Source organism: Vibrio sp. Y58_MX_L22, from assembly GCF_024181865.1.
Taxonomy (GTDB): Bacteria; Pseudomonadota; Gammaproteobacteria; order Enterobacterales; family Vibrionaceae; genus Vibrio; species Vibrio alginolyticus.
In genome coordinates, this window is sequence record NZ_JAMZAN010000007.1 from 175,977 (window position 1) to 195,316 (window position 19,340).

The window sequence follows — 19,340 nt, forward strand, 5'->3', positions numbered from 1 at the left end:
AAAAGTAATTTCCTTATAAGAAAAGGCGACCTAAACAAAGAAAATATTTAATTGTATTGACGGTTCTAATTAGGAGAGATGTTTTAATTAGACGTTATATTCAGCCTTTACTTCAGCTTGATTCAGATAATTCTTACAGAGTGCATTAATTGCGTTCTGATATTATTTTTGATAGTGCGATGTGCAAGTGTTCTCACTAAAAATTAAATTTTTTACGTTTCAAAGAATGTCAGTTATGAATGAATTTGCGTTGCGATTGATGAAATGTGCTCGTGCATATGAAGAGTTCATTAACAAAAAACTATTAAGTAAACAGAGCATCAATTCTGATGAGATAGCTAGTATCTTAAAGGAAGCTAAGTTCAATTTTCCTGAACTTAGAGATAGTAAAATAGGAAGCAAATTAGAGACGATAGAATTAGAACTGTTTAATAAGGTTTTATTTAATATTATGTTGAAATTCGGATTCAGAGTGCCTGAATCTCACAAAGATAATACGAGCTCTATTTATATTCGTAGATAAAAATAAAGCCTTCCATAGGAAGGCTTTATAATTAAGACGATTTAAATTAAGCGCACTATTAACTAAGTAATTAGCGTAGTAGTGACATTGCCATGCTTGGAAGCTGGTTAGTTTGAGACAGAACAGTTGTACCTGCTTGCATCAACATTTGGTTCTTAGTCATGTTTGAAGACTCTACTGCAAAGTCTGTATCCATGATACGACCTTTAGATGCTGTAACGTTTTCTACCATGTTACCAAGGTTAGCCATAGTGTGCTCAAGACGGTTGATGTTCGCACCGAAGTCTGCACGAGAGCTACCAATTTTTTCTACTAGACCGTCAGCGCCGCTGATTTTGTCTAGTGCTGCTTTTGCTTTAGTCGCGTCATCGATACCATCTGTAATTGCTGCATCAGCAAGAATAGTAGTGATTTCACCGATACCTGCGCTTGCGCTTACAGTCAATGTTTCAGCAGAAGATGCACCGATTTGGAATGTTACGTCACCTGCACCGAAGCCGCCGCCTTTAAGAAGGTTTTGACCACCGAACTTAGTGTTGTCTACGATGTTGTTTAGTTCTGCAGTAAGCTGTGTGAACTCTTTGTTAAGAGACGCACGGTCTGTTGCACTGTTTGAACCGTTCAACGATTGTGTAGCAAGGTCGTTCATACGGTAAACGATGTTTGTCATTTCATCCATCGCACCTTCAGCAGTTTGCATCATAGAGATGCCGTCTTGTGCGTTACGCATTGCTACTGACATGCCGCGTGTTTGCGCTTCTAGACGGTTAGCAATTTGAAGACCAGCAGCGTCATCAGCAGCTGAGTTCACACGGTAGCCTGTGCTTAGACGTTCCATTGCTGTGTTTAGAAGTCCGCTTGTTGTGTTCATTGTGTTTTGAGTTACAAGCGAAGCGTAGTTAGTGTGCATTGATAAAGCCATCTTAGTCTCCTTAGTTAGTCACTATATCTTTCAGGCCTCGGGATATTCCCTTGTCACTAACTAGAGGCGGTCGGTCGGCTTTAATGATTAATTTGAAAATTAAAAAATTTCTAAAAAAGATAAAAATTGATGATTTTTAGTGATTTGTATTCCATGAAAACCGAGAAAATCATCATATAAGCCTAAATTTTTTAGTTAAGTTAAAGAAACTATTGCCCAATGATCTTGTGGTTATCCGTTATAAATAAAAAAACAGCACGAATAAATCGTGCTGTTTTAAATATAAATGGTTGAGTTTCAACTATTCCTCATCAAAAGACTGAAAGGAGAGAGAGGTTGGGATATCGCTGAAATAACCAAAATAATAACTGGCACCCAATAAACGATAGCGGTTAAGTTCCGTTTGACTCGCTACACGTCCGGCAACCCAAGTATATTTATGCTTTCTTAAGAACTTAGCAATAGGTAGGAAAGCGTGTCTTTCTTCTTTATCCTCTAGTGTGACTGACAATTTGATCATATCGGGACTAAAGTCTGCGACGCGCTCGAAGTTCACTTGCGATGTCGCGACTTCAAACCAAAGTGAATATGCATTCTCTTTTAACTTTTTGGTGAGTGTGGCGACTTTATCACGATCACATAACGTTTCATCAGCTTGAAGAGAAGGAATCACATGTTGAAAAGCAGAAGAGTGGAATTGAATCGTCTGTTCGAGAAAATAAACCCCAGGCTCCCAAAGTAATGCATCCACGCGAATCGGCACGACAACATTACTAATCAAGTCGTGATGAAAGGCTTCTAACTGAAATTGTGTTTGTCTTAGTGCAAGGTAAAGGCTGAACAAATCCAGGCAGTACTGCATTTGTTCAGAGAGTTTGAATTGATAGACACTTTGTTCTCCACGCATACCAAATCTCAACGTCAGGTGTTGGAATTCTACTTCCCCTGATTGAGCTTCCCTAATTGCTTGGCATGCGTGTTGGACATCATTGTGTTTTAAAGCATCAAAGACTAATTGATCGTCATCCGTGACGATGTGTTGTACTGCGAGACCAACCAAATGTTCGTACATCGCATGTGTTGAAATAAGATTAACCAAGGTTTCCTACCACATTGATTTGTTTGTTTTCTGGGATTTCGTTGTAAGACAATACTGCCAGCCCTTGTGTAAATGTGCGAGCGTAACGCGCTAGAAGAGGGCGCAGCTGTGGCATAACGAGAAGGATCGGAGGTAGCCCCTGTTGCTTAAGCTGTTGTCTGATCAATGGCAAGTTTTGTTGGAACTGACCAAGAATGTTTGGCTCAATTGGGAAGCTATCTAGTGTTACCGTACCAGAAGATTGTGCTTGTTGCAGTGAAGTTAGTAGCATTTGTTCTAGCTCATCAGACAGTGCGTAGACATTTAACTCGTTCTTTTGTCCTGCAATTAAGTTAACAAGCGTACGCTTTAGTGCACAGCGCACATCAGATGCAAGTAGGATCGGGTCCTTTGTATTTTCCGCGGATTCCAACATTGTGTTGGCAATCGTGCGAATATCTTTTAGCGGAACTTGGTCCAATAAAAGCTGACGATATACTTTCAGCTGCTGCGCTGGATTAAGTGCTGCTGCTAATGCTTCTGCTAGTTTCGGGGCTTGTTGTGTCAAACGCTGGGTTATTGCTTCCACATCGTCGTGCGTAAACAATTCTGCAAGGTTTGTCTTCATGATTTTACTAATATGAGTGGCAATAACAGTGCCATCATCGACAACTTGGTAACCCATATTAAGTGCTTTTGCTTTATCTTGATGCTCAATCCACACAGCTGGCAACTGATAAGCAGGATCGCTACCCAAAATGCCATCTACCTCACCGTAAGTTTCGCCAACCGCTATCGCCATTAAACGCTCTGGTTCAATAAAACCTTGCTCAATGACTTCGCCATTTAGAGAAATTGTGTATTGGTTTGGCTTGAGGCTCAGGTTGTCACGAATACGAACTTCAGGTAATAAAAAGCCAACTTGTTCAGAAAGGTTTCGACGCACACCGCGGATACGTTGTGATAAAGGAGCCCCTTGTTCTTTGTTGACTAGATGGACGAGTCGGTAACCAAGCGCAAGTGATAATGTTTGGACGTGAGGAATATCATCCCATGTCAGCGGTGTATCATCGTCTTGCATCGCTTGTGAAAGTGCTTCGACCTCTTCAATCTGGGAGTCTTGCACTGGCTTCTTGGTTTGACGCCACCCTGCGAACGCTAATGCGCCAGCAAACGCAAAAAAGGCTAGGTGTGGCATACCCGGTACCATACCGATTACCGCCATAATACCTGCGACAGTAAATAGCGTTGCAGGAGTTGCCAGTAATTGCTTTTGCATGGTTTCCGACATGCCATTATCGCTATCATTAATTCGCGTAACGATAATCGCGGCAGCCGTTGCCAATAGTAGTGAAGGAATTTGAGCAACTAGACCATCACCGATTGTGAGTAGGGCATAAGTTTTAAAGGCGTCAGACGCAGCGAGTCCATGCTCGAAGACACCAATACTAATACCACCAATGATATTGATAAACAGAATCAACAAACCTGCGATGGCATCGCCACGCACAAACTTTGATGCACCATCCATCGAACCATGAAAATCGGCTTCGTTGGCGACTTCTTTACGGCGTAAGCGAGCCGTTTCCTGATCGATAAGGCCAGCGTTTAAGTCGGCATCAATTGCCATTTGTTTGCCTGGTAAAGCATCCAACGTAAAGCGGGCTGAAACCTCAGAAATACGTTCACCACCTTTGGTGATTACGACGAAGTTGATGATCATCAAGATGACGAACACCACCATACCAACGACGTAGTTACCGCCAATGACGACTTCACCGAATGCTTGAATGACCTTACCCGCTGCGTCACCACCATTATGTCCTTCTAAGAGTACAATTCGCGTAGAAGCCACGTTCAATGTGAGACGTAATAATGTAGCGACCAGCAAAATAGTTGGAAAAACAGAGAAATCTAATGGTCGCTTTGCGGTTGTGCTGACCAGCAATACTAGGATTGCTAAGACGATATTAAAGGTAAACAGCGCATCCAGTAGCAGAGGAGGCAAAGGAAGAATCACCATTGCTAATATCATTAGCAAGACGATTGGAATGCCAACGTAGCCTTTGGTTGATGTTTGAAGTTGTTTTAACCGGTTAAGCATACTTTCGTGTCCTTGGATAAACGCGGGTTAATCAGTGCTGCAAATGTTTTGGAATCGAAAAATGAGGTAAAGGAATTGGCTCTTTTCCCTCACCTTTACGAAAGGCTTTCAATTGCAAAACGTAAGTAAGAATATGTGCCACTGCGATGTACAGTTGGCTTGGGATTGCTTGTTCAATCGCCGTCGTGTGATAAATCGAACGGGTAAGTGGCGGGGAGTTAATGATTTCCACTTTATTTTCTCGGGCGATACGTTGAATGTGCATAGCAGTTTCGTCTACGCCTTTTGCGACGACAAAGGGCGCGTCAGAAAGCGAAGGCTCGTATTTCAGTGCGACTGCGTAGTGCGTTGGGTTTGTGATGATCACGTCAGCCGTCGGCACCATTTTATCGATCTTACGGCGCGCAAACTGTTGCTGTATTTGACGAATACGTTGCTTTACTTCCGGACGACCTTCATTATTTTTAAATTCCTCTTTCAATTCTTGTTTCGTCATGCGGAGTTCTTTTAGGTGTTCCCAACGCTGATAAGGAATGTCGATAACCCCAAATAACAACAATGCAAAGCCCATTAAGAGTAAGCCTTCAAACAGAATTGACATTACTAGAGAAAAACCTTGGCTGAGCGGGAGATTTTGCATGCCAAGTAATGGCTGTAAGTGGTTGTCTAAGTAGCCATATAAGATGCCGAAGATGACGGCTACTTTGAACGTCGACTTTAAGAGCTCAACCACTGAGCGGGTCGAAAAAATACGCTTTATCCCGCTCAAAGGATTAATTTTGCTGAGCTTTGGCATCACGTTCGCGGGACGGAACATCCAGCCGCCTAGCACAAGGCTACTACCACAGGTCACGATAATAATGACGGTAAACAATGGTAATAGCATGTCGATGATGACCGCTAAACTTTGTCCCAATTGCTCGACAAGTTGTTTAGGATTTTCTAGGTCGGCTCGCGTCAGCATCATGTTGTAGCGAAAGATCCCCGACATGCTTTCCCAAATACTATTAAGCTGAGAGTAAAAGTAGAGCGCCACCGCTAGAAATATCACCGCAGTAGTAAACTCTTTCGCGCGAGGAATTTGTCCTTCCTGGCGGGCTTTCTTTACCTTCTGCGGTGAGGCTTTTTCAGTTTTGTCTTGAGAAGATTGATCGCTCATGCTCCCCCCAACATAAAGTTACTCAAGTGTCTAATGGTGTCGTGAACGAGCGCCGTGTAGCGACCAGGAACACCAGAAACTGAGATTAATACGCTGAATAGACCCAGCAGCATCGTCATAGGAAAACCTAACGCATAGACATTAAGTGATGGTGCGGCTCGGTTCATTACACCAAAACTGATGTTGGCTAGAAGCATGGAAACAATAGCGGGCAAAGCCAAAGCTAGTGAAGAGGCAAACATCCAACCGAAAATATTGACAACACCTTGCAGAGAAAGCGATGTGATACCAGATCCGACTGGCCAAACAACAAAGCTTTGAATCACGATATCTATGACGAGTAAGTGTCCTTCTAGCGCAAGAAACAACAAGGTTGAGAAAATCAGAAATATGCGTCCCAAAATGGCGACAGAAAGCCCGTTAATAGGATCATTCATCATCGCCATACCTAAGCCCATTTGCAGAGAAATCACCTGACCAAGCATGGTGAAAACGTTAAAGAGCATGTGCAAAATTAACCCAAACATTACCCCCCAAATAGCTTGCTCAAAAGCAAGGAACAGAGAAGTCATAGAGAATAACTCGACTTGTGGCATGGGTGGCATTAACGGTCCAGTAATGACAACGATCGAGAGGGCCAGTAAAGTACGAACCCAAACAGGAATAATCGCATCACCAAAGAAAGGCATTGAAATAAATACGGCTCCCACACGAAAAAACGGCCACCAGAGTTGACCGAGTATCGCCGAGAGCTCTGCAAATGTGATGGCCATTAGCCAATCATCCCTGGTATGTTGTGGAACAAGAAATCAAACAGTTCCATGATCTTACGGAGCATCCAGTGACCTGCAAAAATCACCATTAATAAGGTAACGAGCAAACGTGGCAAAAAGCTGAGTGTTTGCTCGTTGATTTGTGTGGCAGCCTGAAATACGGCGATACACAAACCGACAATTAAGCCTGGAACAACCAATACGGCAACCATCAAAATGATCAGCCATACTGCATCGGAAAATAACGTTACGGTTAGTTCTGGGGTCATAACTGCTCCTAGTTAACCGAAGCTGGCAGATAAGGTGCCAACTGTCATTGCCCAACCATCCACGAGTACAAATACCACCAACTTAAAGGGAAGTGAGACAATTAAAGGTGATAGCATCATCATACCCATTGCCATCAGGACACTGGCGACAACCAAGTCGATGACCAAAAACGGGATGAAAAGCATAAAACCAATTTGGAAGGCGGTTTTTAGTTCACTAATGACAAATGCAGGCAAGACAACGGCAAATGAAATATCCTCAACGTTTTGGTCGAGAGGCTCATTGGCAATACGTAACATTTGTTCAAGAGAGCTTTGGTGCGTCTGTGCCAACATGAACTCTCTCACTGGTTTCTCTGCAACAGAAAAAGCCTGTATTAGCGTGATTTCGCCGTTGTCGTATGGCTGAAACGCATTTTCATAAATATCGCTCCAGACAGGGCGCATAATCAGTAACGTCAATGCGAGAGCGATCCCGACCAACACTCTGTTAGGTGGGCTTTGTTGAAGACCAAGAGCTTGGCGCAAAATCGCAAGGACAACGACAATTCGAGTAAAGCTCGTCGCCATCAAAATAAATGCTGGAAGAAAACTGAGCGCCGTCATCAACAACAGAATTTGCAGTTTAACGCTGTATTCTTGTTGTGTGTCGCCATCAGAAACGGACAAGATAGTTAAGCCGTTGTCAGCCGCCATTGTTGGGAAAGCAAACAAAAGTGACACCAATACCAAAAGAGGTAACCAACGGTGCCAAGCGCTCAGATTTTTCATTGTGATGCCTACCTAAGATTATTGACCAACGCCACTCAATGCAGAGTCATGTACATCGATCAGACGAAGTCCATACTTATCATTGACAACGACAACTTCAGCGTGGCCCATAAGAGAACCGTTTACTTTCACGTCTAAAGGCTCGCCATTGAGCTTTTCCAACTCGATAACCGTGCCTTCACCCGCTTTCATTAAGTCCCCAAGTGGGATCTCCTTACTCGCAACTTCCAGCGTGACTGTGACAGGAATGCTTTTGAAAAAGCTAAGGTCACGTTCCGCAGTGGCTGGTTCTTGTTGGAGCGTATCTTCGGCTTCAAAGTCTTCTAATTGAAAATCATCAAAGTTCAGTTCTTCTGCGTCGAATGCATTAGTTTCTAGCGCTTCGCTCATCGCTGCGGTTCCTTATCAGGGTTAAAGATCAAAACAAGTTGGCCGTCTTGCTCGGCAATACGACCTGTAAATAGAGATTGGTTGCCAATGCTTACTGGAACCGTGTTAAGAAGCTCAATAGGTAAAATATCGTTGGGTTGTAAGCCAACCACATCACTTAAAGGCATCTTCTTTTTACTTAGAACAACGTTCAGTCGAACGGGGGTCGTCTCTAAAGAACGACAGAAAGGTTGAAACAAATCGGTATCAGGCTGCAGTTCAAGCTGCTCGATCAGCGTTTGAATAAGATGACCATCTAGCTTGAGATGAATTGAGCCTTGATGATCGTCAAATGCAATGTTTAATTGAACGTTAATGCCAATACCTCTAGGGGTCTCATACTCACCCGTGTCCCACATTTCACCAGGAGCAAGCCAACCGATGATGATTCGACTGATGCGCTCTTGTAAACGTAAGTCACTGGCCGTCAGAGTAGCGGCTGAACGCTCTGCACTTGCACCATAAAATCTATCAGCCAACTTTATTAGCGTGTGGGGGTTACCATGGATGAATACCATGCCGCCTTCCTGATGTTGATAGGTCGACGTTTGCTCTTTGTCCATCTCAACCGATGTAAAGCGGTGCAAGTCTACTGAGGTTAAGCTAGCTTCCACTTTTCCTGTGCTGAGCCAATTTTGTAATTCATTCGTAAGGTTTGAGCAAGATTCTGAAATTAAATTATCGAGCTTCTCACGAATGATATGAATAGGTTTGCCTAATAATTCTACATCAAGTAGTTGACTATCAGAAATAGGCTCGCTAACTCTATTTTCCATTTATATTTTACCGTGCGTTAACAATCGAAAGTGTTTTAACTTAATGGCGTGTAGTCTACACAGAAATTTTAATGATCTTTTAGCTCCAAACTCTAAGATTGTGACTTTAGTTCACATGTTGCTTTGTTCATATAGTCATAATCTTTTAATGAAATTTAAAAAGAGTTAGTTTTCTTTATAAATCGCTTAATAAATAAAATAACAATGTTGAGCGTTTTAGTTGTTATGGATTTTTTAAATTGCCTTTATGGCGTAACAATAACTTCAAATAAATAAATTATAAGATACTGTTTTTTATGCTTAAAGCTTCCGACGGAGGCTAAGCGTGCTCTCTTGAGCGTTTTGTAAACAATTTTAATATTCAGAATAGGTAATTAAAATGATTAGCTATGCCAGTTCTCTCGGCTTGGTGGCATATTTAATTAAACGGTTTAAGTCATGGGAATGTAAGATATACATGAATCATGTCCGTTTGATAATTTGTAACACAATTATTGTTATCAGTTTTATTTTTTCAAAAGTGTCATATTCAGAAGAAGTCTTAACAATCCCTATGGACCTCTCTGAATGGACATATGAGGGAAATAAATTCAAATGCAACTTGTTGCAATCAAATAATGACTATGGGAAGTTTTATTTCCTAGCGGAACCTAATAATAAATTCTATTTTATTTCCGATATAGAATATGAAAACAATAAATGGAAAACGATTGCTTTAACAACTCAAAATGCTCCTTGGAGTGATGAGCTTTATAGAAAAGAATTTGGCTCCCTTGAATTTACTAAGCCGTCTCAGCGTTTCATCTTTAATAAAGGCGCTGAAGAATTCATGGATTCAATTGCTTCGGGTAGTTGGGTGACGCTGTCACTTAAAGGAAGTAATGCTTCCTCTGTTTCAGAGATTGTGATTCCTACTCTTCAAATTCAAAACGCATTGAAATCATTTAATGCGTGTCGCGCGCGATTGCCTAAATTGTCTTTTTCAGAGGCAAGGGATATGGCGCTCTCATTTGAGTTTGGTCAGAAGACGTTAAGTCGTGGACAGAAAGCAACACTAGAAGCGCTGTATAGCTATGTATCTGTGGATGATCGAGTGACCAAAATCCTCATCGACGGTCACACCGATAACGTTGGTTCAAGTTTAACGAACCTTTCTGTGTCACGTACTCGAGCAGAGCAAGTCACCAATGCTTTGATTGATCTTGGGGTCGACGAGTCGATGATCGAAACACGAGCTCATGGTTCACGTTACCCACTTGCCAGCAATAACTCGGTTAATGGCCAAGCAAAAAACCGACGTGTCACCCTGCGTTTAGTGAGGGACAACGAGTATACGGCTGCGAAACACCACCCAGATCTACAATCACAAAATCAACAAACGAAAGTTAAGGTTCAATGATGACGAAAACGAAAATTTTGTTGGTTGAGCCAAATGAAGCTCTTGCTCAACCAGTATTGGATGTGTTGCAAAATGCAGGTTACACCGCGAAACACACTCGTACTGGTCGAGGCGCTTTGCTTGAAGAGCGAGCAGAAATCACTTTAGTGAGCTCTACGCTGCCGGATATGTGTGTTCGTGAGTTTGTCGCGTGTCACCAAAAGCAGCGAAATTCGGGTGTTGTTATTGCGATTGTCGACCAAGAACAAGGCATCTTGGCTGCTGAGACGATGAAAGCGGGCGCTACTGATTATCTATTACGCCCATTTGAATCTAATCAGTTGGTTAATCTGCTTAAACGTGTTGAAGCGTTAGGTAAGCCAATGGCCAACATTGTTGCGGAGTCTTGGAGAAGCAAACAAGTTCTGCAATTGGCGCATCGTGCAGCATGTACTAACGCGAGTGTGCTTATTACAGGTGAATCGGGAACGGGTAAAGAAGTGCTGGCGCGATATGTGCATGAGCACTCTCCGCGTATCAATGGTCCATTTGTGGCGGTTAACTGTGCCGCCATTCCAGAGTCAATGTTAGAGGCTGTGCTATTCGGTCATGTAAAAGGCGCGTTCACCGGAGCGACAAATTCTCAAAGCGGTAAGTTTGAAGAAGCAAATGGCGGGACGATTCTGCTTGACGAGATTGGTGAAATGTCACCTGCGGTTCAAGCGAAATTGTTACGCGTCCTTCAAGAGCGTGAAGTAGAACGTGTTGGTAGCCATAAAGCCGTTCAGCTCGATATTCGTGTTATTGCGGCAACCAACAAAGACTTACGTGAGGAAGTTCAAAAAGGCACGTTCCGTGAAGATCTTTATTATCGATTAGACGTGCTGCCTCTGCACTGGCCGCCTTTGCGTGAAAGAAAAGAGGACATTCTACCGATTAGCCAATTCTTTATTGAAAAGTATCAAGATAGCAGCCGCTGTCACCTATCCCAAGATGCGATTAGTGCGCTGAGTCAGTATCACTGGCCGGGCAATATTCGTGAGTTGGAAAATGTCATTCAACGCGCTTTGGTCATGCGTCATGGTGATTACATTACAGCCCATGACCTGATGCTGCCTATTGAGCTTGTCGCGTCAGTTCCTACAGCAGAGCCAACTTCAAGTTTTGGTCATGTAGAAGCGAAGAAGCAAGCTGAATATCAGTTTATTTTGGAAAAGTTACGTCAGTTTGGTGGAAACCGAACGAAAACCGCAAACGCGCTTGGAGTCTCTACTCGAGCGCTACGCTACAAGCTCGCAGCAATGCGAGAACATGGTATTGATTTACAGTCGGCACTAGGCTCGGCTGCCTAATAGGAGAAAAAATAGATGGCAAGTCAACCTACTCATGCGGTCTCGGCAGAGCAACTTATGTTGTCAAAAATGCAGGCGATGCAGGCACAAGTGCAGCCGCCAGAGTTTATCGTGAGTGCAAATCCTTTAGATCAACAATCACTAAACGCACCTTTATCGTTCTCACAAGCGATGACAAATGTGTTGGATACAGTGAATCAACATCAATCAGTGGCTAGTCAAAAAATGACGGCTGTAGAAACAGGAAAAAGTGATGACCTAGTTGGTGCAATGGTCGCGAGCCAAAAAGCCAGCTTGTCCTTTAATGCTTTGATGCAAGTGCGCAACAAAGTCGTGACCTCATTTGAAGATATTATGAAGATGCCGGTGTAATTCATGTCAGAACTAACCCCCCAAGTCGCCGGAAACACAGCTATGGCTACCGGCACAGCACAGACATTTTCTACTGCCAACGGCATGGACGATGTGACAACGAAGCTGAAGCAAATCTGGTCTAGCAGTCAGAGAAACTTAGTGCTATCTGCGGTGTTAGCTGCGATTGTTGCAGCGATTATTGTGGTTGCACTATGGAGTTCCTCGCAGAGCTTTCGTCCGCTATATAGCCAACAAGAGCGTTTTGATATCGGCGAAATTGTGTCGGTATTAGAAAGCGAAGGCGTAAGCTACCGCATGCAAGAGCAAAATGGACAAGTTCTTGTACCTGAAGGTGAGGTTGCGAAGGTGCGCATGTTGCTTGCATCAAAAGGTGTTAAAGCTAAGCTGCCGACAGGTTTGGATTCGCTCAAGGAAGATAGCTCTCTTGGTACGAGCCAATTTATGGAAACGGCGCGTTATCGTCATGGTTTAGAAGGTGAGTTAGTACGTACTATCATGTCTTTGAACTCAGTAGCGAACGCGCGTGTTCATTTAGCAATACCTCGTCAAACTCTATTCGTCCGCCAAAACAGTGAGAATCCTTCAGCATCTGTCATGCTTGAGCTCAAACCTGGTGAAGACTTAAAGCCTGAACAAGTTGAAGCGATCATTAACCTAGTGGTTGGCAGTGTCACGGCAATGAAGCCAGAATTTGTTTCTGTCATTGACCAGTACGGCCGTCTTCTTAGTGCGGATGTCGCTTCTGCGGAAGCCGGTAAAGTAAACGCGAAATATCTTGAATACCAGAAGAGTGTTGAAAAACAGATCATCCAACGCGCAGCAGACATGCTTACGCCGATTGTGGGGCCGAGTAACTTCCGCGTACAAGTCGCTGCCGATCTGGACTTTAGCCAAGTTGAAGAAACACAAGAAATTTTGGATAACGCGCCGGTTGTGCGTAATGAGCACACCATTCATAACAACTCGGTTGATCAAATTGCGTTGGGTGTTCCAGGTTCTCTAAGTAACCAACCGCCAGTGACAGGATCTGGTGAAGTGGAAACGAACGACAGCCAAAACACGAATGCGCGATCTGAAGTGAATCGTCAATATGCTGTAGGTAGTAGTGTTCGTCGTACTCAATACCAACAAGGCCAAATAGAAAAGCTTAGTGTCTCGGTTCTGTTGAACTCGAAAGCTTCGCCAGATGGTGTGGCGTGGAGTGAAGCCGATAAAGAGCAAATCTCAAACATGATCATGGATGCTGTTGGTATCTCTGCCACACGAGGTGACAGCTTAAGTTTAATGAGTTTCAACTTCACCCCAATTGAAATTGATGCTCCTCCTGCACTGCCGTGGTGGCAAGACCCTACAGTACAGCAGCCAATACGCTACGTTATTGGTGGCTTGTTAGGCTTGGCGATGATCTTCTTCGTACTGCGTCCATTAATCATGCACCTAACTGGCGTTGATAAACCTGTGCCTGAGCTAAATTTTGCTGAGCCTCAGGAAGAGCCTGACTACGAAAACTTGCAAACGCGTGAAGAGCGCGAGCATGAAGAAGTACTTGATCGCCGCCTATCTGAAAAAGGCATCTCAGCCTCTTCAGGTTTAGATGTAAACAGCGACATGCTACCACCAGCAGGTTCGCCATTAGAAATTCAATTGAAACACCTACAGCTTATTGCTAATGAAGAGCCAGAGCGCGTAGCCGAAATACTGAAACAATGGGTAAACATCAATGAACACAGTTCTATCAAAGCAGACGCTTAGTTATGTTGAACAAACCGCGCTCGTGCTATTAGGCATGGGCGAGGATGCCGCAGCGAAGGTTTTGCAACACTTTAGCCGTGATGAAACCCAGCGTGTGACTCGTGCAATGGCGAAGTTAAATGGCATTAAGAGCGATTCTGCTCGTGGTGTTATTCAAACTTTCTTTGAAGATTTCCGTGAGCACAGCGGTATTCGAGGAGCCTCTAAGGAATACCTATCTAATACATTGCGTAAAGCATTGGGTAACGATTTGGCAAAAGGGTTATTAAATACCTTATATGGCGATGAAATTCGCAACAATATGCAGCGCTTACAGTGGGTGGAAGCAGAAACTCTCGCTCGTTTCATTGTGAACGAGCACCCACAAATGCAAGCAATTTTTCTAGCGTATTTGCCAGCAGACAGCTCTTCAGCGGTATTGAAGCACTTGCCACAAGATTACCATGACGAAATCTTGTTCCGCATTGCTCAATTGCAAGATATTGATCATCAAGTTGCCGTTGATTTGCATGAACTCGTTGAGCGTTGCATCGAAAAAGTATCCGCAAGTCAAAGCACGCCGTTATCAGGTGTTAAGCAAGCAGCAGATATCATTAACCGCTTTGAAGGTGACCGTGGTTCATTGATGGAAATGCTGAAGTTGCATGATGAAGATGTTGTTAATGCAATCGAAGAAAACATGTTCGACTTTATGGTTCTTGGCCGACAACGCGAAGAAACTATGGACATGTTGGTGCAGCAGATCCCGCTAGAGTTGTGGGCAGTCGCACTAAAAGGTTCCGATATTACCTTACAACAAGCTATTAAGCGTTCAATGCCGCAACGTATGGTGAAAGCGCTAGAAGATGACATGGACGCACGCGGCGCTGTTGCGTTAAGTCGAGTTCAAAAAGCACGTCAAGACATCATGCAAATGGTACGTGAGCTAGATGAATCTGGTGAAGTTCAGCTGCTTCTCTATGAAGAGCCAACGGTGGAGTAAGGCCATGCTAGAGACAAAATCAAGTACTATGCGATTGCCTCCGAGCGGGTATCGTTTACACCGTTTTCCGCCTTTAGCGCAACCTAAGACTATCGAAGACGAATTCGGGCTAGATAACCAAGGCTGGCAAGAACCTCAAATTGATATCCAACAGCAACTTGAAGAAGGTTTTCAACAAGGTTTGCAACAAGGACATGAGGAAGGCTTACGCCAAGGTATCGAACAGGGCAAGCAACAAGGTCTGTTGGAAGGCCAAAAAGAAGGTTTCCAAAAAGGCTTTGTTTCCGGTGAGCAGTCTGGAAAGCAAGGCTTTTTGGAGGCGGCGAAGCCTGTCAATGAACTTTTTCACGCCCTTTCTCGTTGGCAAGATGAAAAAGAACAGCAACAACGCCATATGATTTGTGAACTGGTACAAAAGGTAGCTCAGCAAGTGATTCGTGCCGAGCTCACTTTAATGCCTCAGCAGATCCTAGCTTTGGTGGACGAGACATTGTCTGCCATGCCTGGTAAAGCGGAAACAGTAACTGTGCATTTAAATCCGCAAGATTTAGAGCGCATTACTCACATCAATGCTGATTTGCCGCAATCTTGGAAACTGGTCCCTAATACGGAGCTTCCTATTGGTGGCTGTCAGTTAGTGACTGATGACGCAGAAGCGGATGCGAGCTGCGACTCTCGTTTGGAAGCCTGTATGGACAATGTAAAGCAACACCTTTTGGATGAAGTCAGTATTCCACAGGTAGAGTCTGAGCATGAGTAATACCCTAAGCCATGAACTATTAAGTGAGCGTTTGAGCGAAGCCTTGGCTTCGCTCGATTCAATCCCTGTTGCTCGCGTAACAGGGCGATTGATAAAAGTAAACGGCTTAATGTTACAAGCCGTAGGGTGTCGGTTTAAGCTTGAGCAGCGTTGTCTCGTAGAAACCGCGGAAGGCGATATGATCGAAGCGCAAGTTGTGGGTTTTGAACACACTATTGCTTACCTCATGCCTATCCGCCGTTTAGGCGGTCTGTTTGCAGGTGCAAAAGTCATCCCTCTTGATGGTGACAGTACAGTACAGCTAAGCTCTCAGTGGTTAGGACGCGTACTGAATGGTTTAGGTGAGCCGTTAGATGATGGGGCACCGCTTAAGGGGGGAGATCGAGTTTCACTTGAACCAAAACCGATTAACCCACTGAAGCGACGCCCAGTTGATACACCACTCAACGTGGGCGTGCGAGCGATTAATGGACTATTGACGGTAGGCAAAGGCCAACGTATTGGTTTGATGGCTGGCAGTGGCGTCGGTAAAAGTGTGTTAATGGGGATGATCACCAAAAACACGGAGGCCGATGTAATTGTGGTCGGGCTTATCGGTGAGCGAGGCAGAGAAGTACGTGAGTTCATTGAGAGAAACTTAACCCCAGAAGCGCGCAAGAAAGCGATTATTATCGCGGCTCCTGCTGATGAATCCCCGCTAATGAGGTTAAGAGCGACACTACTTTGTCATCGCGTTTCAGAGTATTTCCGAGACCAAGGCAAAGACGTTCTACTTCTGATGGACTCTCTAACCCGATACGCCATGGCACAGCGCGAAATTGCTCTTTCGCTCGGTGAGCCTCCAGCTTCTCGTGGTTATCCGCCTTCTGTCTTCAGCGTGTTACCTCAACTCCTAGAGCGAGCGGGTAACAGTGAAAATCAATATGGTAGCTTAACGGCAATTTACACCGTATTGGCAGAAGGGGACGACCAACAAGATCCTGTCGTGGATTCCGCGCGCGCCATCTTAGATGGGCATGTTGTTTTATCGCGTCAACTGGCTGAGCAAGGGCATTATCCCGCGATAGATATCAACGCGTCTATTAGCCGTTGTATGAATACTTGTACGCAGGACGCACACAGCACGATTGCGAATAACTTCCGTCAAATGTACTCCAACTACCTTCAGGTTAAAGAGTTACTGCCATTAGGGGGTTATCAACCAGGACAAGATCCTGAGTTAGATCAATCTGTTGCTATGTATCCAAACTTGCGTGCATATCTACAACAAGCTGCCAATGAGTCTGTAGATTACCCAACCAGTTTGACCGAGCTCGCTCAGCTTTTTCAAAGTGCTTAATCAAATGGGAGTGACAAGGCTGAAATGAAATCCAAGTTAAAAGCCGTAGGCAAGTTACAGCAAATGGAAGAAAAACAGCGTGATCGTGTGGGTCAACAACTTGATGCCATGCGTCAGCGTCACTCCCATCTTTCAATGCAATTGGAACAGTTATCGGCGTTGAAAGGCCACGCTGGACAATCAACCCGAACCGGCCCGACGCTGACGAGCGCGGCTTTGATGAACTTTAATCGTGTTGACCAAATGCTACAAAGAATGCTTCGTCACCACGAGCAAGAGCAAGCCGTTATGCAAGCGGAATGTGCATCTGTACAGAAAACACTAGAACACAAGCACGCACGCGTTCAAGGGTTAGAAAAAGTGCTTGAGCGTTGGCGTACTAAGCAGAACTATGAAAAAGCGAAAAAAGAGCAAAAGATGATTGAAGACATCATTAACTCTCGCGTTAAGCGCAAGATATTATGATGTCTTGTTGACGCAACTAGGAGCGCGAATCATTTCTGCGGTGTCTTAGCCAACCAAACCAGCCTCCAAGCATGATCAACCCTGATCCGAGAGCACCGCCGCCGCTGCTGCCGTTATCGTCAAAGCCCGACGTGTTAGTATCTTCTGGTTCAAAGCCGGAATCGCCTTCACTATGATAATCTTCTGTACTTGCTAAGAGGGGGTTATAACGAGTTTTCACTCCCGAACTGGTTTGGGCTTCAATCCACGTTGTATAATTTAGAACCTCAGTAAACACACTCGGAATCGCAGCAGATTCACAAACAGAAGAACCATAGCTAACAATACCGATTTGCTGATACATGCCATTATTGTCTTGATAAGTGAGAGGACCGCCTGAGTCACCGCGGCAGATACCAGTGTAGCTTCGCTCAGGAAATCCATTCGCACACAAACTTTCCTGAGCATTAAACCCTGTTACCAGCGAAGCGCATTGGGTGTCGGTAAGGGGTTTCACTTCTGCCCAGCGCAAATAGTTTGGCCCGTTTTCATCACTAGTCGAGGTCTGACCTAAACCGAATATCTGATAAACCGTCTTGCTGCTGTAGTCTCCAAAGTCTTGCGGTAAAGTGATGGATTGAACGTTATCGGTAATAGGGCGAGTCAATTCAAGGACAGCGATGTCATTAATCCATAAATCGCTAGGCACATAATCAGGATGAATCGTGATAGAGCGAACATCTTTGAATTCTTCAACAAACACGTCATTCATCGTAGGGTTTTTGACTAACACTCGTAGGTCGTTGATTGTCCAGCCGTCAGTAAAAACGCTTGGTTCTACGCAGTGAGCCGCAGTTAAAATGAAGCGGTCGTTTACAATGGTTCCCCCACAAATATTGGCAAACTGATTAGCGCCAGTTTTATGTAGAATAAGACGTGCAAAAAAAGGAAGTTGGTTTTGGGTAGCCTGCTGCCCCCCAATAATTGCCGTGGAGATCCCTTGTTCTGAAAGGCGGTTATCATTTTCTGCTTCTGCGGTCGCACTCAAAGATACTGCAAAACAGAGTGCGCTTAGCCATATTTGATACTGCTTCATAAACCATCCTTGGATGAAAAGTGCTCTTCTAACTTTATACTAGTTTTTCAGTGAATGTGCTTAACAAAAGTTTCTAGTAGTTGAATGATTGTTGTAGCCAAGATCGCAACAGATGAAACGATTCAAGCTTTAGCTTGTGTGGCGGGCATACAAAGTAAAGCTGTTGATGAGGATTAATGACGGGTTCACCCAGCTCGATTAGCTGACCATATTTGATGTCATCCTTCACAAACAAGCGATGAGTGACCAATAACCCCAAACGACGAGTTGTGGCCTGGACGGCTTGTATCGACATGTTAAAAGTGATTGGTTTTTTATTTTTAGGTCGCTGGATACCCGTCGCGTCCAGCCACACGTTCCAGTCATTTTTTCTTCGTTCGTTAGTAACTTCAATGATGGGATACTGCTTTAAGAGTTGAGTGATGTTTGAGTCCTTTGTCTTCGCTATCAATTCAGGACTGCACACCAAAACCAGTTCATCTTCACTGAGCTTTTCGCAGTAGTAATCCTGCCATTCTTCGGGGTTTCCATGCACCAAGGCCGCGTCGATACCTTCTTGTTCTAAATTGAATCTGCCAGACAGGTTTGATAAACGAACGTCTAATTGAGGAGCAAACCCTTGTAAATCTGACATTCGAGGAATCCACCAGTGAAGAGCCAACGAATTCACCATATTGAGCGTAACACGTTGCAAGTTCTGATCTTGGATGAGTGCTTCCGTTGCATCGACAATTTGCTCTAAAGCGGGTGCCACCTTCCTGTAATACTTTTTACCGTCCGCGTTGAGTTGAACTTGTCTGCCTATGCGATCAAATAGAGGCTTGTTGACTTGACTCTCCAGCGATTTAATTGCCTGACTTACGGCTGAGTGGCTCACACTTAATATCTGTGCTGCTTCTGTCATGCTGCCAGACTCAGCTACTGCAACAAATGCGTAGATGGACTTTAAGGGGACTAGTTTCCGCATAATTTAAAAACCGTAGCTGGTGATAGATAAGTTAAACTGTAAGTTTTTCTTACATCAATGGTTAATATTACTCGCTATTTACGATAAGTGA

20 protein-coding genes are annotated in these 19,340 nt (G+C 44.1%); 9 read left to right on the plus strand and 11 right to left on the minus strand.

All coding sequences use genetic code 11. From position 1 onward, the window contains the following. The first annotated feature begins 235 nt into the window (after window positions 1-235). The gene (locus tag NL626_RS17080; RefSeq protein WP_005375016.1) at window positions 236-523 is read left to right on the plus strand and encodes a hypothetical protein; all 288 of its coding nucleotides are present in this window, start codon (window positions 236-238) and stop codon (window positions 521-523) included. 70 nt (window positions 524-593) lie between these two features. Here the strand turns inward: NL626_RS17080 and lafA are convergent, their stop codons facing one another. The 9 genes from lafA to NL626_RS17125 all read right to left on the minus strand — a co-directional run bounded on the left by lafA (window position 594) and on the right by NL626_RS17125 (window position 8,804). Beyond that, window positions 594-1,445 (minus strand): lateral flagellin LafA, encoded by an 852-nt coding sequence (gene lafA / locus NL626_RS17085; protein ID WP_005375019.1) that lies wholly within the window; start codon window positions 1,443-1,445, stop codon window positions 594-596. A 301-nt stretch (window positions 1,446-1,746) separates the two neighbouring features. Then, window positions 1,747-2,517, minus strand: coding sequence for an EAL domain-containing protein (locus NL626_RS17090; protein WP_005375023.1), 771 nt, complete (start codon window positions 2,515-2,517; stop codon window positions 1,747-1,749). Window positions 2,518-2,536: 19 nt separating this feature from the next. Continuing rightward, window positions 2,537-4,627, minus strand: a complete 2,091-nt coding sequence (gene flhA, locus NL626_RS17095; protein WP_005375024.1) for a flagellar biosynthesis protein FlhA — start codon at window positions 4,625-4,627, stop codon at window positions 2,537-2,539. 31 nt (window positions 4,628-4,658) lie between these two features. After that, on the minus strand, window positions 4,659-5,786 hold the full coding sequence (flhB, locus tag NL626_RS17100; RefSeq protein WP_005375025.1) for a flagellar biosynthesis protein FlhB: 1,128 nt from the start codon (window positions 5,784-5,786) through the stop codon (window positions 4,659-4,661). Next, the gene (gene fliR / locus NL626_RS17105; protein ID WP_005375027.1) at window positions 5,783-6,559 is read right to left on the minus strand and encodes a flagellar biosynthetic protein FliR; all 777 of its coding nucleotides are present in this window, start codon (window positions 6,557-6,559) and stop codon (window positions 5,783-5,785) included. Before fliR ends, flhB begins: the two co-directional genes overlap by 4 nt. After that, window positions 6,559-6,828 (minus strand): flagellar biosynthesis protein FliQ, encoded by a 270-nt coding sequence (gene fliQ, locus NL626_RS17110; protein ID WP_005375036.1) that lies wholly within the window; start codon window positions 6,826-6,828, stop codon window positions 6,559-6,561. Before fliQ ends, fliR begins: the two co-directional genes overlap by 1 nt. A 12-nt stretch (window positions 6,829-6,840) precedes the next feature. Continuing rightward, window positions 6,841-7,599: a flagellar type III secretion system pore protein FliP gene (gene fliP / locus NL626_RS17115; protein ID WP_005375037.1), complete on the minus strand. Its 759-nt coding sequence runs from the start codon at window positions 7,597-7,599 to the stop codon at window positions 6,841-6,843. A gap of 18 nt (window positions 7,600-7,617) precedes the next feature. Beyond that, a complete protein-coding gene (gene fliN, locus NL626_RS17120; RefSeq protein WP_005375038.1) occupies window positions 7,618-7,989 on the minus strand; it encodes a flagellar motor switch protein FliN in 372 nt (123 codons plus the stop codon). Further along, entirely contained in the window at window positions 7,986-8,804 is an 819-nt protein-coding gene (locus tag NL626_RS17125; RefSeq protein ID WP_206946679.1) for a FliM/FliN family flagellar motor switch protein, read from the minus strand. Before NL626_RS17125 ends, fliN begins: the two co-directional genes overlap by 4 nt. 379 nt (window positions 8,805-9,183) lie before the next feature. Between NL626_RS17125 and NL626_RS17130 the strand changes: the two genes are divergently transcribed. From NL626_RS17130 to fliJ, 8 genes are read left to right on the plus strand one after another with little or no spacing between them, the layout of a single operon-like run. Continuing rightward, on the plus strand, window positions 9,184-10,203 hold the full coding sequence (locus NL626_RS17130; protein WP_253657570.1) for an OmpA family protein: 1,020 nt from the start codon (window positions 9,184-9,186) through the stop codon (window positions 10,201-10,203). Next, on the plus strand, window positions 10,203-11,534 hold the full coding sequence (locus NL626_RS17135; RefSeq protein ID WP_031778880.1) for a sigma-54-dependent Fis family transcriptional regulator: 1,332 nt from the start codon (window positions 10,203-10,205) through the stop codon (window positions 11,532-11,534). The genes NL626_RS17130 and NL626_RS17135 overlap by 1 nt, the downstream gene beginning before the upstream one ends. Before the next feature lie 15 nt (window positions 11,535-11,549). Beyond that, window positions 11,550-11,906 carry a flagellar hook-basal body complex protein FliE gene (gene fliE / locus NL626_RS17140; protein ID WP_005375045.1) on the plus strand — a complete coding sequence of 119 codons (357 nt, stop codon included), beginning with the start codon at window positions 11,550-11,552 and terminating at the stop codon, window positions 11,904-11,906. Window positions 11,907-11,909: 3 nt separating this feature from the next. Further along, window positions 11,910-13,661, plus strand: coding sequence for a flagellar basal-body MS-ring/collar protein FliF (fliF, locus tag NL626_RS17145; RefSeq protein ID WP_005384024.1), 1,752 nt, complete (start codon window positions 11,910-11,912; stop codon window positions 13,659-13,661). Next, on the plus strand, window positions 13,630-14,643 hold the full coding sequence (locus tag NL626_RS17150) for a flagellar motor switch protein FliG (protein WP_005375048.1): 1,014 nt from the start codon (window positions 13,630-13,632) through the stop codon (window positions 14,641-14,643). The genes fliF and NL626_RS17150 overlap by 32 nt, the downstream gene beginning before the upstream one ends. A gap of 4 nt (window positions 14,644-14,647) precedes the next feature. Continuing rightward, entirely contained in the window at window positions 14,648-15,403 is a 756-nt protein-coding gene (fliH, locus tag NL626_RS17155) for a flagellar assembly protein FliH (RefSeq protein WP_005375050.1), read from the plus strand. Then, on the plus strand, window positions 15,396-16,742 hold the full coding sequence (gene fliI, locus NL626_RS17160) for a flagellar protein export ATPase FliI (RefSeq protein ID WP_253657571.1): 1,347 nt from the start codon (window positions 15,396-15,398) through the stop codon (window positions 16,740-16,742). The genes fliH and fliI overlap by 8 nt, the downstream gene beginning before the upstream one ends. Window positions 16,743-16,766: 24 nt before the next feature. Beyond that, window positions 16,767-17,207 carry a flagellar export protein FliJ gene (gene fliJ, locus NL626_RS17165; protein WP_005384016.1) on the plus strand — a complete coding sequence of 147 codons (441 nt, stop codon included), beginning with the start codon at window positions 16,767-16,769 and terminating at the stop codon, window positions 17,205-17,207. A 16-nt stretch (window positions 17,208-17,223) separates the two neighbouring features. On the opposite strand, the gene NL626_RS17170 is transcribed toward fliJ, so the two are convergent. Next, window positions 17,224-18,282, minus strand: coding sequence for a trypsin-like serine protease (locus tag NL626_RS17170; protein WP_213968248.1), 1,059 nt, complete (start codon window positions 18,280-18,282; stop codon window positions 17,224-17,226). Window positions 18,283-18,355: 73 nt separating this feature from the next. After that, window positions 18,356-19,249 carry a LysR substrate-binding domain-containing protein gene (locus NL626_RS17175; protein ID WP_033906699.1) on the minus strand — a complete coding sequence of 298 codons (894 nt, stop codon included), beginning with the start codon at window positions 19,247-19,249 and terminating at the stop codon, window positions 18,356-18,358. Window positions 19,250-19,340: the final 91 nt, after the last annotated feature.

What these genes read in the sequence shown, in the direction of transcription:
- flhB (WP_005375025.1), bottom strand. Translation starts at nt 5,786, where the DNA reads ATGAGCGATCAATCTTCTCAAGACAAAACTGAAAAAGCCTCACCGCAG.
- fliN (WP_005375038.1), bottom strand. Translation starts at nt 7,989, where the DNA reads ATGAGCGAAGCGCTAGAAACTAATGCATTCGACGCAGAAGAACTGAAC.
- NL626_RS17080 (WP_005375016.1), top strand. Translation starts at nt 236, where the DNA reads ATGAATGAATTTGCGTTGCGATTGATGAAATGTGCTCGTGCATATGAA.
- NL626_RS17090 (WP_005375023.1), bottom strand. Translation starts at nt 2,517, where the DNA reads ATGTACGAACATTTGGTTGGTCTCGCAGTACAACACATCGTCACGGAT.
- NL626_RS17150 (WP_005375048.1), top strand. Translation starts at nt 13,630, where the DNA reads ATGAACACAGTTCTATCAAAGCAGACGCTTAGTTATGTTGAACAAACC.
- fliQ (WP_005375036.1), bottom strand. Translation starts at nt 6,828, where the DNA reads ATGACCCCAGAACTAACCGTAACGTTATTTTCCGATGCAGTATGGCTG.
- NL626_RS17135 (WP_031778880.1), top strand. Translation starts at nt 10,203, where the DNA reads ATGACGAAAACGAAAATTTTGTTGGTTGAGCCAAATGAAGCTCTTGCT.
- NL626_RS17170 (WP_213968248.1), bottom strand. Translation starts at nt 18,282, where the DNA reads ATGAAGCAGTATCAAATATGGCTAAGCGCACTCTGTTTTGCAGTATCT.
- fliH (WP_005375050.1), top strand. Translation starts at nt 14,648, where the DNA reads ATGCTAGAGACAAAATCAAGTACTATGCGATTGCCTCCGAGCGGGTAT.
- fliF (WP_005384024.1), top strand. Translation starts at nt 11,910, where the DNA reads ATGTCAGAACTAACCCCCCAAGTCGCCGGAAACACAGCTATGGCTACC.
- fliJ (WP_005384016.1), top strand. Translation starts at nt 16,767, where the DNA reads ATGAAATCCAAGTTAAAAGCCGTAGGCAAGTTACAGCAAATGGAAGAA.
- NL626_RS17130 (WP_253657570.1), top strand. Translation starts at nt 9,184, where the DNA reads ATGATTAGCTATGCCAGTTCTCTCGGCTTGGTGGCATATTTAATTAAA.
- NL626_RS17125 (WP_206946679.1), bottom strand. Translation starts at nt 8,804, where the DNA reads ATGGAAAATAGAGTTAGCGAGCCTATTTCTGATAGTCAACTACTTGAT.
- fliR (WP_005375027.1), bottom strand. Translation starts at nt 6,559, where the DNA reads ATGGCCATCACATTTGCAGAGCTCTCGGCGATACTCGGTCAACTCTGG.
- fliP (WP_005375037.1), bottom strand. Translation starts at nt 7,599, where the DNA reads ATGAAAAATCTGAGCGCTTGGCACCGTTGGTTACCTCTTTTGGTATTG.
- flhA (WP_005375024.1), bottom strand. Translation starts at nt 4,627, where the DNA reads ATGCTTAACCGGTTAAAACAACTTCAAACATCAACCAAAGGCTACGTT.
- fliI (WP_253657571.1), top strand. Translation starts at nt 15,396, where the DNA reads ATGAGTAATACCCTAAGCCATGAACTATTAAGTGAGCGTTTGAGCGAA.
- lafA (WP_005375019.1), bottom strand. Translation starts at nt 1,445, where the DNA reads ATGGCTTTATCAATGCACACTAACTACGCTTCGCTTGTAACTCAAAAC.
- fliE (WP_005375045.1), top strand. Translation starts at nt 11,550, where the DNA reads ATGGCAAGTCAACCTACTCATGCGGTCTCGGCAGAGCAACTTATGTTG.
- NL626_RS17175 (WP_033906699.1), bottom strand. Translation starts at nt 19,249, where the DNA reads ATGCGGAAACTAGTCCCCTTAAAGTCCATCTACGCATTTGTTGCAGTA.